The organism is Chryseobacterium indologenes, from assembly GCF_001295265.1.
GTDB lineage: Bacteria > Bacteroidota > Bacteroidia > Flavobacteriales > Weeksellaceae > Chryseobacterium > Chryseobacterium indologenes_A.
The window spans coordinates 161,922-175,733 of the sequence record NZ_LJOD01000008.1 but is presented as its reverse complement, the minus strand read 5'-3'; the positions used below and the strand labels follow the sequence as shown (position 1 = coordinate 175,733).

At 39.3% G+C, this 13,812-nt stretch carries 10 protein-coding genes and 1 riboswitch; of the genes, 7 read left to right on the top strand and 3 right to left on the bottom strand.

The window, feature by feature from the left end; translation table 11 throughout:
• Positions 1 to 4 precede the first annotated feature (4 nt).
• The 6 genes from AOB46_RS13455 to AOB46_RS13430 all read left to right on the top strand — a co-directional run bounded on the left by AOB46_RS13455 (position 5) and on the right by AOB46_RS13430 (position 8,466).
• Positions 5 to 856 (top strand): DUF4476 domain-containing protein, encoded by an 852-nt coding sequence (locus AOB46_RS13455; RefSeq protein ID WP_062700191.1) that lies wholly within the window; start codon positions 5 to 7, stop codon positions 854 to 856.
• 108 nt (positions 857 to 964) lie between these two features.
• The gene (locus AOB46_RS13450) at positions 965 to 1,789 is read left to right on the top strand and encodes a S1 RNA-binding domain-containing protein (protein ID WP_062700189.1); all 825 of its coding nucleotides are present in this window, start codon (positions 965 to 967) and stop codon (positions 1,787 to 1,789) included.
• A gap of 368 nt (positions 1,790 to 2,157) precedes the next feature.
• Positions 2,158 to 2,751 (top strand): TetR/AcrR family transcriptional regulator, encoded by a 594-nt coding sequence (locus AOB46_RS13445; RefSeq protein ID WP_062700187.1) that lies wholly within the window; start codon positions 2,158 to 2,160, stop codon positions 2,749 to 2,751.
• Between the two features lie 98 nt (positions 2,752 to 2,849).
• Positions 2,850 to 4,202 carry a TolC family protein gene (locus tag AOB46_RS13440; RefSeq protein WP_062700185.1) on the top strand — a complete coding sequence of 451 codons (1,353 nt, stop codon included), beginning with the start codon at positions 2,850 to 2,852 and terminating at the stop codon, positions 4,200 to 4,202.
• A 9-nt stretch (positions 4,203 to 4,211) separates the two neighbouring features.
• Positions 4,212 to 5,273 (top strand): efflux RND transporter periplasmic adaptor subunit, encoded by a 1,062-nt coding sequence (locus AOB46_RS13435; protein ID WP_062700182.1) that lies wholly within the window; start codon positions 4,212 to 4,214, stop codon positions 5,271 to 5,273.
• Positions 5,274 to 5,280: 7 nt separating this feature from the next.
• Positions 5,281 to 8,466 (top strand): efflux RND transporter permease subunit, encoded by a 3,186-nt coding sequence (locus tag AOB46_RS13430; RefSeq protein WP_062700180.1) that lies wholly within the window; start codon positions 5,281 to 5,283, stop codon positions 8,464 to 8,466.
• A 252-nt stretch (positions 8,467 to 8,718) separates the two neighbouring features.
• On the opposite strand, the gene AOB46_RS13425 is transcribed toward AOB46_RS13430, so the two are convergent.
• Together AOB46_RS13425 and metE are read right to left on the bottom strand one after the other, a co-directional pair.
• Positions 8,719 to 9,165, bottom strand: a complete 447-nt coding sequence (locus AOB46_RS13425) for a KTSC domain-containing protein (protein ID WP_062700178.1) — start codon at positions 9,163 to 9,165, stop codon at positions 8,719 to 8,721.
• 187 nt (positions 9,166 to 9,352) lie between these two features.
• Positions 9,353 to 11,692 carry a 5-methyltetrahydropteroyltriglutamate--homocysteine S-methyltransferase gene (metE, locus tag AOB46_RS13420; protein ID WP_062700176.1) on the bottom strand — a complete coding sequence of 780 codons (2,340 nt, stop codon included), beginning with the start codon at positions 11,690 to 11,692 and terminating at the stop codon, positions 9,353 to 9,355.
• 176 nt (positions 11,693 to 11,868) lie between these two features.
• Positions 11,869 to 12,055: riboswitch (cobalamin riboswitch) on the bottom strand.
• Between the two features lie 154 nt (positions 12,056 to 12,209).
• On the opposite strand from metE, the gene AOB46_RS13415 reads away from it, so the two are divergent.
• Entirely contained in the window at positions 12,210 to 12,671 is a 462-nt protein-coding gene (locus AOB46_RS13415; protein WP_062700174.1) for an Lrp/AsnC family transcriptional regulator, read from the top strand.
• Positions 12,672 to 12,798: 127 nt separating this feature from the next.
• On the opposite strand, the gene AOB46_RS13410 is transcribed toward AOB46_RS13415, so the two are convergent.
• Positions 12,799 to 13,692 carry a retropepsin-like aspartic protease gene (locus AOB46_RS13410; RefSeq protein WP_062700171.1) on the bottom strand — a complete coding sequence of 298 codons (894 nt, stop codon included), beginning with the start codon at positions 13,690 to 13,692 and terminating at the stop codon, positions 12,799 to 12,801.
• Between the last annotated feature and the right edge of the window lie 120 nt (positions 13,693 to 13,812).

Below are 13,812 nucleotides of genomic sequence, written 5' to 3'. Positions count from 1 at the left end.
ACCTATGAAAAATATCTTTACAAGTTTAATCATATTCGCAGGACTTAGTTTATCTGCACAGGAAGCAGGAAAGGCAGGCGAACTTTTGAAAAACGAAGCAACAGGAACCGAAATGAAGACGCAGGGAAATGTTAATACAAGAAACAGATCTTTCGACAATTCCAGAAGTGGCAGTATAAACGGGCAGCAAAACAGAATTAAAAATCCAAATTATCAATGGAACCGTAATTACGGTTATGCCGAAATTTTTCTGCGGATTCCTGAACAGGGGTACTTTACGGTTGAAGTAGGTGATCAGGCCATTTCAAGCGGTTCCGGGAAATACCGTTTCTTTGATCTTCAGTCCGGAAGAAATTTTATTTCAGTCTATAATAACGGATTCCTGATTTACAGAACTACCCTTACGCTTAGGAATAACAGCAGAATGGTACTGGATTTCTTTACCAATGAAGGGTTGTATTTGCTGGATTCTTATCCGGTTCAGGGACAGTACGCCTTCAATGACTGGAATGATGTATGGAATAATCCTTACGGAAATCAGTCCGGCAATTGGAATAACTCCGGAAATGTAATGGATAGTAATACCTTCCGCCAGTTTTTTGATATGCTTCAGAGAAATGCCAGGTTTGATGATAATAAAATTGCCATGATCAATCAGCAGATGAACAATTCCCTGTTTACTTCGGCGCAGATCAGAGATCTGGTAAAATTCATCAGCTTTGATAAAAACAGGCTCTCCCTTGCCAAATCAATGTACAGGAAATGTGTAGATAAAAACAAATACTTTTTGGTCTACGATGCTTTCGATTTCGAAAACAGCAGAAAAGAACTCATGGAATATATTTCAAGATCATAAATTTTTTACAGCTTATAAAGCCTAAAAACAACTTTAAAAATCATAAAAGGAATCCGATGGCTTAAAATCTTCAAATTTCCGTACCTTTGTCAGCTAATTTTATCATCAATGCAACTCGGAAAAACCCAGACTTTAAAAATTTCAGAAAAAAATACTTCAGGATGGATCCTTACGGATGAATCAGGTGAAAAGGCTTTTTTGCCAAAGATCTTTATTCAGGATGAAAAGGAAATCGGTGAAGAGGTAGAGGTATTTGTTTATCAGGATGATCATAAATTAAAGGCTACCACTGAAATTCCCTTGGCTGAAGTAGGAGAGTTTGCGGTTATGAGCTGTGTACAGAGCCTTCCGAGTGGAGCGTTCATGGATTGGGGGATTATCAAAGATCTTTTTATTCCATACAAACAGCAGAAATCAAAAATCATTGAAGGCAAAAGATATCTTGTCCATATTTATGTGGATGAAGACCTTGAGCTGATCACCGGAACAACAAAATTCAAAAGAAATCCACAATATGAGGACCTGCCTTTCAAAAAAGGAGATAAAGTAGATCTGATTATGATGAATGAGAGCGAATTGGGCTGGAATGTTGTGATCAATAAGAAATATATCGGGCTGGTATATGCATCAGATGTATTCAAAAAGCTTTATCCGCTGTCTGAAGAGACAGGGTATATTAAAGCGATCCGTGAGGATGGAAAAATTGATGTTTCCTTACAGCCGGAAGGTTTTGAAAATATTGATGAATTCAGAAAGAAGATTTTGGACAGGCTGGAGGAAAATTACGGACTGCTTCATCTTTCAGATAAATCTTCACCGGAAGAGATCAAAGAGGAACTTCAGATGAGTAAAAAGAATTTTAAAAAAGCAATCGGCGGACTGTATAAGGATAAAGTGATTGATATTTTGGATGATAAAATCCGACTGTTGTAATTTAGATTGATCTTAAAAAGTCTAAAATATACTGAGACTGCCCACTGGGTGGTCTTTTTTTTTGGTCTTGACTAGCCTGTCCTTAATACTCGGCTTCAGTTTGAAGTTAGGCATCAATCATGTATTTTTTTAGTTAATTTGATTTTACAGAAATCTTTGGTAAAAGTAACTTCCAGCCTCTTTCTTCTGTTTTCCATCCCTTCATAACGGACTTTCTTAACATTACGGCTCAATTAAGTTAAAGTGAACCCATATAAGTACAGCAAAAAACATGATGCATGTCATAACAATTTTGTTTAATTATTTTGTTTAACAATTTTGTCAAAAACAGAATTTGATTTAAATTTGCACAAAATTGTTTAACAATAATGTCAAATCAAGCAAAAAAGGACCAAACACAGGAATTGATCAAGGAAACCGCGAAGAATTTATTCTTTGTGAAAGGAAAATTTGGCGCAACTACACAGGAGATTGCAGATGAAGCCGGAGTAAACAGAACGCTTATTAACTACTACTTCCGTTCAAGGGACAATCTGATCCAGATCATCTTTGACGAAGCCCAGAAAGTGGAGCAGGAAAAATCGAAAATCATTCAGACCTCAGATCTTCCTTTTAAGGAGAAAATGAGCAAATTTATCGAAAGCAGCCTTTCTACAAGCCTTCAGTATCCATATCTGGAAACCTATATTGTTTCCCAGATTAATAAAGGAAACTGCCATCAGAGAGAAATAGAAGAAGATATTCTGGAAACCTTGTACAAGGATATTGAAAAAGAAATGGAGCTGGGAAATATTGAGAAAATGGCTCCGGTACAATTTATCCTGAACATGGTATCGCTTCTCGTTTTTCCAAGTGCCATAAGACCTTTATTTATGGAGAATCTGATGATTAACGATGAAGAATATGATAAGATCATTTCCGAAAGAAAAGAGATTATTATCAATATGTTATTCAAAAACTAAAAAAAATGTTAAAGTATTTTTAAAAGTGATTCGTCCTTTAGAAATAAAAACATTGAAAGAGAAAGATCAAATTAAAAAAATAAACGAAGTATAAAATTATGAACAGAAAACGTATAACTGCTAAAAAGCTAAAAATTGGGATAGCTGCAGCATTTATGATTTTCGGGTTTTCATCGGTATCTGCACAGCAGCAGGTTTCTTTGCAGGAGGCAATCAAACAGGCATTGCAGAATAAGGCAGAAGCTAAAAAAGCCGCTTTACAGGTGAAAAAAGCCGAATATAAAATTGATGAGGCCAGAGCCGGAGCTCTTCCGCAGATCAGTGCTACAGCCGGTCTTACCTACAATCCGGTTATTCAGGAATCTTTGCTTGAATTTGGCGGAGAAAGAATCAGAGCACAGTTAGGTCAACCCTGGAGTTCAAGCGCAGTAGTTCAGCTTCAGCAGGCTTTATTTGACCAGCGAGTTTTTACAGGTCTTAAAGCAGCGAAATCTACCAGAGAATTCTATATTCTGAATGCAGAACTTACCAATGAACAAATTATTGAGAACGTAGCAACTGCTTACTATCAGGTATTTGTTCAGGAAGAGAACCTTAAAACAGTGGAAGCCAGCTACGCTAATACAGAAAAAGTAAGAAATGTGATCAAAAGTTTAGTGGATAATGGCTTGGCCAAATCTATTGATCTTGACCGTACCAACGTACAGCTTACCAACATTGGTTCCAATAAACAGCAGCTGATCAACTCTGTTGAGCTTTCTAAAAATGCGCTGAAGTTTTATATGGGAGTTCCAATTGGTACAGACATCGAGCTTGAAGAAAAAACCATTGAGCCAAAACCTGAGCTTATTGCCAGCAATGTGAATCTGGAAAACCGTACAGAACTTAAAGTTTTAAACAAGAACAGAGAACTTCTTCAGTTTAATAAAAAAGCAACAGAAGCTTATCTGTATCCTACGGTAAACCTTACAGCAAGCTATGGCTGGGCAGGAATGGGTAAGAAATTCCCTTTAACCAACGGACTTAACAACGGAGTACTCTGGAGTGATTACTCAGCAATAGGACTGAATGTTAATATTCCGATCTTCACAGGAGGAGCTACAAAAGCTAAAATTCAGCAGGCAGAAATCGATATTCAGGATATAGATCAGGATATTCAGAAAACACAGCTGAGCCTGGATCTTGATTACAAAAATGCCATTACCAATATGGAAAATGCCATTATCAATATCCAGAGTATGAAAGACAATGTGGAGCTGGCAGAAAGAGTACAGAAAAATACCCAGTCTAACTATCAATACGGGCTGGCAACCCTTACAGAAGTATTGGATTCTGAAAATGCTTTAACACAGGCGAAACAGAACTACTCCAATGCATTATTAGACTATAAGCAGGCTGAGATCAAGCTGATCAAGGCTAAAGGAGAACTCAACACACTACAAAACCTATAATAAACTAAAATGAAAAAAACTTTAATATATATCATCGTAGCAGCAGTGCTGGTAGGTCTTGCAGCTTACAAGATTGCAGGTAACAAAGAGAAACAGACCCAGGAAGTAAAGGAGGTGGCAAAGCAGGTCGATAAGATTAATGTAAATGTGGTAACTGTTACAAGAGAAAATATTGATACAGATTACTCAGCTAACGGAACATTCCTTCCTAAGCAGGAAATGAACCAGTCTTCAGAAATTTCCGGACGTATTGTAAGTGTGCTGGTAAAAGAAGGCTCAAGAGTAGGTGCAGGACAGGTTTTGGCAACCATAAAGAAAGATGCCATTGAAGTGGATGTTACCCAGGCCCAGAATAACCTTCAGAATGCAATTATTGATAACCAGCGTTATGAAAATGCCTATAAAACAGGAGGGGTTACCAAGCAGCAGTTGGATAATTCAAGGTTACAGCTTAAAAATGCGCAGGCTGCTGTAAGAGCACAAGGAGTAAAAGTAAACGATACCAGCATTCGCGCAGGGATCAGCGGTACCATCAACAAAAAAATGGTGGAGCCGGGAACTGTGGTTTCTCCGGGAACAGCAATGTTTGAGATCGTTAACATCAACAGCCTGAAACTATCAGTTCTGGTGGATGAAAGCCAGATCGGAAAAATCCAGTTAGGTCAGGAAGTTCCCATTAAAGTGAATGTATTGCCTGAAGACTCTTTTGTAGGTAGAATTACATTCATTGCTCCGAAAAGTGATGCTTCCCTTAATTTCCCTGTTGAAATTGAAGTTCAGAACAGAGGAAACCTGAAAGCGGGGATGTATGCAACAGCTACCTTTAAAACCAATAACGGTGCTGAAACACAGAATATGATTACCGTTCCTGCAGAAGCCTTTGTAAACGGAGTAAGCTCAGGACAGCTTTTCATCGTTCAGAACGGTACAGCTAAAATGATCAAAGTAACAATCGGTAAGGTATATGGCGACAAAGTTCAGATATTAAGTGGTCTGAACGGAGGAGAGCAGGTAATTACCAGCGGCCAGATCAACCTTGATAACGGATCCAAAATCAATATCGTAAAGTAGAAGAAAGATGAAGTTAGCAGAAATATCCATTAAAAGGCCATCCCTGGTTATCGTATTGTTTACGATACTTACCCTGGGAGGTATTTTGAGTTACTCCATGATGGGGTACGAGTTGATTCCGAAGTTTGAAACCAACATGGTAACCATTTCTACGGTATATCCGGGAGCTTCACCTGCGGAGGTGGAAACTTCCGTAACCCGGAAGATTGAAGATGCCGTAGGTTCTTTGGAGAACGTAAAAAAGGTAGAATCTTCTTCTTATGAAAGTTTATCCGTAATCATGGTTCAGCTGAATGATGGTGCCGATGTAGATTATGCCCTGAATGATGCCCAGAGAAAGGTAAACGCCATTCTGGCAGACCTTCCGGATGATGTAGATGCACCGTCTCTGAACAAATTCTCCCTGGATGATCTACCGATCATTACGATGAGTATTTCATCTGATAAGCTGAACAGTAAAGATCTTTATGACCTTTTAGATAAAAAGATTGAACCTATTTTCTCCCGTGTAAACGGTGTGGCACAGGTGGATCTTGTAGGAGGACAGGAAAGAGAAATCCAGGTGAACCTGGATGAAAAAAAGCTTCAGGGGTACGGGCTTTCAATTGCAGACGTACAGCAGGCGATTCTTTCCTCAAACCTTGATTTCCCAACGGGAAGCTTGAAAACAAGAACAACAAAATCTACGATCAGATTATCCGGAAAGTATAAGTCGATTGCAGAAATGAACAACCTTGTAGTTTCCAATAAAAACGGAGCTCAGGTACGTTTATCTGATATTGCTACAGTTTTCGATTCCCAGAAAGATGTTGAAAAAGTAGCACGATTCAACCAGTTCCCAACCATTTTAATGCAGGTTAAAAAACAGTCTGATGCGAATGCGGTTGCGGTATCTGAAAGTGTTCAGAAAACCATCCAAACGGTAGAAAATGCCTATAAAGTTCAGGGGATAAAAGTTAAAGTAGTCAACGATACTACAGACTTTACCCTTGAATCTGCCAACCACGTTATTTTCGACTTATTCTTAGCGATTATTCTTGTGGCAATTGTAATGTTATTATTCCTTCACAGTATCAGAAACGCGTTTATTGTAATGGTTTCTATCCCTGCCTCGTTGGTAGCAGCATTCATCGGAATGAATCTGATGGGGTATACGCTGAACTTAATGAGTTTACTTGGGCTTTCGCTTGTGGTAGGTATTCTTGTGGATGACGCGATTGTGGTTCTTGAAAACATTTACCGTCACATGGAGATGGGGAAAAGCAAGATCAGAGCAGCTTATGACGGAGCTTCGGAAATCGGGTTTACTGTAGCAGCCATTACCCTGGTAATTGTAGTGGTATTCTTACCGATTGCGATGAGTTCAGGTCTTGTTGCCAATATCCTTGCCCAGTTCTGCGTCACGGTAGTTATTGCCACCTTATTGTCACTATTGGCTTCATTTACCATCATTCCTTGGTTATCATCAAGATTCGGTAAGCTGGAACATTTAACAGGTAAAAACTGGTTTGAGAAATTTATCCTTTGGTTTGAAGGCTTAATTGAGAAATTCACCCACTGGATCACTGATATTCTTGAATGGTGTCTGAAAACAACCTTAAGAAGAATTTCAACCGTAATTATTACATTCGTTGTTCTGATCAGTTCATTTATGCTGGTAGCATTCGGATTCATCGGAGGTGAATTCTTCCCGCCGATCGACCGTGGACAGTTCCTGGTTCAGATGGAATTATCAAAAGATGCAACGATTGAAAAAACCAACCAGCTAACCTTAGATGTTGAGAAGTTTTTAAGAAATGATAAAGATGTGGTAGATCTTATCACAACGGTTGGACAGCAGTCAACAGGTTTTGGTGGGGCTCAGGCTACAACATACCAGTCTGAAGTTCAGGTAAACCTGACAGATAAGTCTGAACGTTCTGAAAGTACCAACATCAAAGCCGCAAAAGTAAAAAGAGCATTAGAAGAGAAATTCACAGGTGTTGAATTCAAAACAGCGCCAATTGGTATCATGGGAGCTGAAAATGCACCGATCGAAATGGTAGTAACAGCACCGGATAACGCAACGGCGGTAAAAGAAGCGACAAGAATCTTGGAATTACTGAAAAAAGTTCCGGGAGCGGTAGATGCTGAATTATCAACAGACACAGGTAATCCGGAGGTTCAGGTGAACATCGACAGAGATAAAATGGCGTCTTTAGGCTTAAACCTTTCAAGTGTAGGACAAACAATGCAGACTGCATTCAACGGGAATACCGATGGAAAATTCAGAGCCGGAGAATATGAATACGACATTAATATCCGTTTCGGGGATGCCAACAGACAATCCATTGACGACGTTAAAAATCTAATGTTTACCAACCCTCAGGGGCAGCAGGTTCGTTTAAGCCAGTTTGCAGAGGTAAAAATGGGTTCAGGGCCAAGCTTGCTTGAGCGTAGAGATAAATCACCATCTGTAAAAGTAAGAGCTAAAGCAGTAGGTAGACCGGTGGGTGACGTGGCCAATGAATGGGCAGCCCAATTCAAGGATAGTAAAGATAAACCTGTTGGTGTTGATTACATCTGGAGTGGAGATATGGAGAACCAGCAGGAAGGTTTCGGTACGTTAGGTATTGCATTATTAGCAGCGATCGTATTGGTTTACCTGGTAATGGTTTCCCTGTATGACAGTTTCGTATATCCGTTTGTGGTATTGTTCTCTATTCCGTTGGCGATGATCGGAGTAATGGTAATTCTTGCCCTGACTGCGAATTCACTGAACATTTTCACCATGCTGGGGATGATCATGTTGATTGGTCTTGTAGCGAAAAACGCGATCCTGATCGTAGACTTTACGAATGCCAGAAAGGCAGCAGGTTCCAATACACATGATGCATTGATCCAGGCTAATCACGCACGTCTTCGTCCGATTCTGATGACAACGATCGCGATGATCTTCGGTATGCTTCCGATTGCATTGGCAACAGGAGCCGGAGCTGAGATGAATAAAGGTCTTGCATGGGTAGTTATCGGTGGTCTTACATCGTCTCTATTCCTTACCCTGATCATTGTTCCGGTAGTATACTCTTTATTCGATTCTCTTCTGAGAAGAATGGGTAAACATGAAAAAGTAGACTACGAAGCTGAAATGAAAGCAGATTATGTACACAGAGAACTAAGTGAAGATGGATTTACTCCAAAACACTTAGACTAAAATAAAACCTTTAATTAGCCGAAAGCGCTTCAGATTATCTGAGGCGCTTTTTTATTTCGATTGAGGCTGGTCGTTTTGCCGATGAATTAAATTCTATCCAATATTGTTTTAATGATATAAAGTATTTTGATGATGGCGAGTTGAAAATATTTGATATCCAGTGTTTTGTAGTGCTTTTTGTGGAAATTGCTTCAACAAAAAAGCTTCCGGTTCATTCCGGAAGCCTGTATTATTTTTTTATATAGCAGAAAATTAATCTGCCATAACTTCACCGGATTTTCTATAGATAAAACTTCCGTAAATATGTCTTCTTGCAAAGCGGCTTGGTGAATCAGAATTAACCATTTTGATATAGGTGTTTCTCGGAACTCCCATATATTCATAGATATTTCCATTCAAATGCTGAACAGTTAAAATCGATTTTTCAAGGTAAAAATCCTGAATATTGGATTTGGTTATCGTCTCGGTATATTCTTCCTTATACTTTTCCTGCGTTTCAGGATTAATGCTCACCAGAAAATGATAGGCTTCAATCACCGATTTGCTTTTTTCCTCTGCTTCTAATTTTCCGGCTTCATCATTGATAAATTTATCAGGATGGGTATCCTTCATTACGTTTCTGTAAATAGTTTTTAACTCCTTTAATGTAACGGTTTTATCAACGCCTAAAAGCTTTCTGTGCTCGCCCAGTTTTTTCATAATGTATGATCCTTATTTCGGGGTGCAAAATTAAGCTTTTAAATTGTAAAAATCATAACTTATTCATTTTTAATTTCTTTAATGATCAGAAACTGAAATTTATATACAGTAAATATGAGGATTAAACATGAGCGGGCTAAAGCCCGCTCCAAAAAAAAGAAAAGAATCCTAGACCCAGAATCTGGAATTACAACCTGTGATTCTTCAGTTTTTCCCTTTTAACATACTCTCTGCTTGCTTCTCTTGCAGCCTCTACCATTGCAATGAGGGCTTTTTCCGTTTCATCCCAATGCCTTGTTTTCAGACCACAGTCTGGATTTACCCAAAGCTGCTGTGCAGGAATTACTGCCTGTGCCTTATTCAGTAATTCTACCATTTCCTCTTTGGAGGGAACTCTTGGTGAGTGAATATCATACACGCCCGGACCAATCTCATTCGGATATTTGAAATCAGCAAATGCATTCAGCAGCTCCATCTGGCTTCTGGAACATTCTATCGTGATTACATCTGCATCCATGTCCGCAATATTCTGGATAATATCATTAAATTCAGAATAACACATATGCGTATGGATCTGGGTAGCATCTTCCACGCCGCTGGCAGAAATTCTAAAGGCTTCTACAGCCCATTTCAGATAAATTTGCCAGTCGGATTTCCTTAGCGGAAGACCTTCACGAATGGCAGGTTCATCAATCTGAATAATTCTGATGCCTGCTTTCTCCAGGTCAGTCACCTCATCACGAATGGCTAATGCAATCTGTTTACAGGTAAGAGAACGGGGCTGGTCATCCCGCACAAACGACCATTGAAGGATTGTTACAGGACCTGTCAGCATTCCTTTTACCCATTTTGAGGTCAAAGATTGAGCATAGGCAGACCAGTAAACCGTCATAGGATGAGGCCGGTGAACGTCACCATAGATCACAGGTGGCTTTACACAGCGGCTTCCATAGCTTTGTACCCAGCCGTTTTGGGTAAAGGCAAATCCCGAAAGCTGTTCCCCGAAATACTCAACCATATCATTTCGTTCAAATTCTCCGTGAACAAGTACATCAATTCCTGTTTTTTCCTGCCAGCGGATCGTTTTTTCCGTTTCTTTTTTCAACAGTTCATCGTAATGTCCGGCTGTAAGTTCTCCCTTTTTGAATTTGGCTCTCCAGTTTCTTACCTCTTTGGTCTGAGGAAATGAACCAATGGTTGTTGTAGGAAATAAAGGCAGCTGTAAGGCTTTCTGCTGAATCTCTTTTCTGATACTGAACGGATTATTTCTCTGCGCATCAGCCTCAGTAGTTACGGAGGCCCGGTCTTTTACTTTCTGATGATGGATAAGTGTGGAAATTTTACGGTTTTCCAGTGCTTTTCTGTTTTCGGCCAGCAGTTGCAATGTGTGGTAATCCTGGTTTCCTGATGCTAACTTTTTCAACACAGCAATTTCACCAATCTTTTGTTTGGCAAAAGCCATCCATTGCTTAATTTCAGGAGATAAAACTTCTTCATGAGTTTCAGAATCAAGATCGAAAGGAACATGGAGCAGGGAACAGGAAGGGGCAATGAATACTCTTTCCGGTCCGAGCTCCTCCGATGCTTTTTTTATCCATTGAAGCGATTTCTCAAAATTATTTTTCCAGATATTTCTTCCGTCCACAACTCCCAGGGAAAGGCTTAATGTTGATGGAATGGCCTGTAAAACGTTATCCAATTGTTCAGGACAACGTACCAGATCAATATGCAGAATATCTGCCGGCAGGGAAGATGCCAGAGAAAGATTGTCTTTTAATCCTTCAAAATAAGTGGTAATGATCAGCTTAAAATCAGGGAAGTGTTTTCTGATTTCACCGTAAATATATTTATACGTTTCTTTTGCTTTTTCATTTAAATCCAGAGCAAGAAATGGCTCGTCAAACTGAATATATTCTGCACCGTGGCGTTCAAGTTCTTTCAGGATTTCAATATAAACAGGGAGAAGATTTTGAGCCAGATCCAGTTTATCGAAACCTTCTTCTTTTTCTTTACCCAAAAGCAGATAAGTAATCAACCCGATGATGACAGGTTTGGCATTGATTCCGGATTGTCTGGCACGGATAAATTCTCTGATGATTTTATCGGAAAATAACGTGAACTGCTGGTTTTTCCGAAATTCAGGAACGATGTAATGGTAATTGGTATCAAACCATTTAGTCATTTCCATGGCGGTGATGTCCAGGCCGTTGTTCTGATAGCCTCTGGCCATGGCAAAGTAAAGATCAAGCTCTGAGTAAGATTCTTCAGAGGCAATACCCTTATAACGCTCCGGAATAGCGCCAACACTAAGCGTCATATCCAGTACCTGGTCATAATACGAAAAATCATTACACGGAATAAGATCTATTCCTGCTTCCTGCTGGATCTTCCAGTTATTTTGGCTGATGGCTTCCCCGGTTTCCAGAAGCTGCTGCAATGATGCTTTGCCTGCCCAATACAGTTCACAGGCTTTTTTAAGTTCTCTGTTGCTGCCAATACGCGGGCAGCCAAGTAGGTGTGTTTGCATTTTTTCAAACTTTTAAATTAAACAATGACTTAAAAGCTCTTTTGAATGCTTCTCAATACTGCCGGGAAAGAAAAAAAGGAAATGCAGGGATACAAAAAGGACGTAATTTTCCTGTTAACGGTGAAATACGTTCAAAAGATATCATCTGTATGACCTGAAGCTTCAGACCGCGGAAGCATTGTCAATCCGGAACAGGCAGGTCTCCTGGCTTGCAGCGGTGTCTGTCATCCTTCCCGCTTTTGGCAGTGGATATGCTTGGACAGAAACCTTTGGTATGCTGCTTACAGTTGCGCGACAGCTCGTGATTTTCACACGATTCCCTATTAATCTACGCGATGTAAAACCTCTTCCGTTTGATGAAGTATTTTAAAGAACAAAATAGGGGATAAAGATATAGAATTTAGATAATTGGTTGGTTGTATTATAAAAATTAAGAATAATATTTTGAATTGACTTTATTTTAAAGCTAAATATTCTGTATTTTTGAAAAAATGATCGTAAAAAAGAATATTATCCTGTGGAAAGACTTGATGAAAAGGATCTTCAGCTGTTGAGAATCCTGCAAAAGAACGCAAAACTGACAGTTAAAGAGCTGGCAAAGGAAATTAACCTTTCTCCATCCCCTGTTTTTGAGAGGGTCAAAAGACTGGAACAGGAAGGATATATCAAACATTATGCGGCCGTTCTGGAAGCGGAAAAACTGAACCGGGGCTTTACGGTCTTCTGTCAGGTTAAGTTAAAAATTCATGACAGGGATGTGGGAAATAAATTCGTAAAAGATATTCTTCAGATTGAAGAAGTAGCGGAATGTTACAATATCTCCGGTGATTTCGATTTCCTGTTGAAAGTTCAGGTAAGAGACATGAAACATTATCAGGATTTTGTCTTCAATACATTGGGATCGGTAGATTCTATCGGAAGCACACACAGTACTTTTGTGATGGCAGAGGTGAAAAATGCATACGGAGTTTCGATATAAAACCGGGCATTTGTTCCTGACTTCCGGAAGAATCCTACAAGTTGGTCCGGATGTGAATAAAAGAAAGAAACTCTTCATGTTTCAGATAAAATTTAAACAGCTTTTTATGGTTTAAAAAGACTAATTACTAAATAGCTTCATACAGGTGCTTATTGAGCTTAAAATAAATGAGCTGTCTTTTAAAATCAATAATGGTATTGAATCTTTTCAGGAATTTATTTCCGAAAAAGCCGGCCATTTTCTCTGTAGAATCAATACCTTCTTTAGAATTGGAAAGAGTAACCGGGAGATTATAAAGAAACTTCTGGGCAAATTTCAGGGAAGGACAGAGTACCACAGGCATTTCATATACGGAGCCATCCGAACCCTGGGCTGTTGCTTTTCCTATTCTTTTCATAGAGGCTGCCAAAGTATGTTTTCTGGCAAAAGGTGAAGCAATGGTCAGTGCATCATCCGCACCGCTGTCAAGACCGAATAACCCGGAATATTCTTTAGCATTAACGATGAAGCTGCTTTCTACAGCAGGGTAATCATCCACCAGATGCAGTTTCATTTTTTCATAGCCTGTAAAATCTATGGTCCGGCTGTTTTCATCGTGAAACCGGATCTCATTTTTATGATAATCAATTTCAATGATCTTTCCTTGCATCAGATCTGTGCCGAAAACCCCATCAAAATGATTGGTTTCATAAGGGATCAAAGTAAGAAGGACATCCTTTTTTTCAAGAGTCCCGAATTGTATGGTATTGTGGCTGCTGTGCTCCACTGTATTGGTTCCGTTGGAGCCTTGGTTTACAGACTTGCCGTCAATGATGAGAGCCGGTTTTTTCCAAGCGTTACTGTTGATAACAGAATTACTGGCACCAGTATCAAATAAAAACTTAATACTGTCCGTTTTATTGACCTTGCAATAGATGTAAATGGAATGATCTTCCAGTGAAAATGGGATAATCACAGGACCATTCTGTGCCGATATTCCTGCACTGAGGAAAGTTGCTAAAAAAAGATAAATGAATTTCATAACGTTTTGGTTTACCGGCGAAAATAAAGGGAATCGCCACCTTTTCAAAAGATTAGTCTGTCATTAACCTTTCCTTAACCGTGCTGTTAACATTCATTATTCTTTTTCGGGTGTCAGCAA

Coding starts and splice junctions, on each gene's coding strand:
- AOB46_RS13455 (WP_062700191.1), top strand. CDS start 5: ATGAAAAATATCTTTACAAGTTTAATCATATTCGCAGGACTTAGTTTA.
- AOB46_RS13450 (WP_062700189.1), top strand. CDS start 965: ATGCAACTCGGAAAAACCCAGACTTTAAAAATTTCAGAAAAAAATACT.
- AOB46_RS13445 (WP_062700187.1), top strand. CDS start 2,158: ATGTCAAATCAAGCAAAAAAGGACCAAACACAGGAATTGATCAAGGAA.
- AOB46_RS13440 (WP_062700185.1), top strand. CDS start 2,850: ATGAACAGAAAACGTATAACTGCTAAAAAGCTAAAAATTGGGATAGCT.
- AOB46_RS13435 (WP_062700182.1), top strand. CDS start 4,212: ATGAAAAAAACTTTAATATATATCATCGTAGCAGCAGTGCTGGTAGGT.
- AOB46_RS13430 (WP_062700180.1), top strand. CDS start 5,281: ATGAAGTTAGCAGAAATATCCATTAAAAGGCCATCCCTGGTTATCGTA.
- AOB46_RS13425 (WP_062700178.1), bottom strand. CDS start 9,165: ATGAAAAAACTGGGCGAGCACAGAAAGCTTTTAGGCGTTGATAAAACC.
- metE (WP_062700176.1), bottom strand. CDS start 11,692: ATGCAAACACACCTACTTGGCTGCCCGCGTATTGGCAGCAACAGAGAA.
- AOB46_RS13410 (WP_062700171.1), bottom strand. CDS start 13,692: ATGAAATTCATTTATCTTTTTTTAGCAACTTTCCTCAGTGCAGGAATA.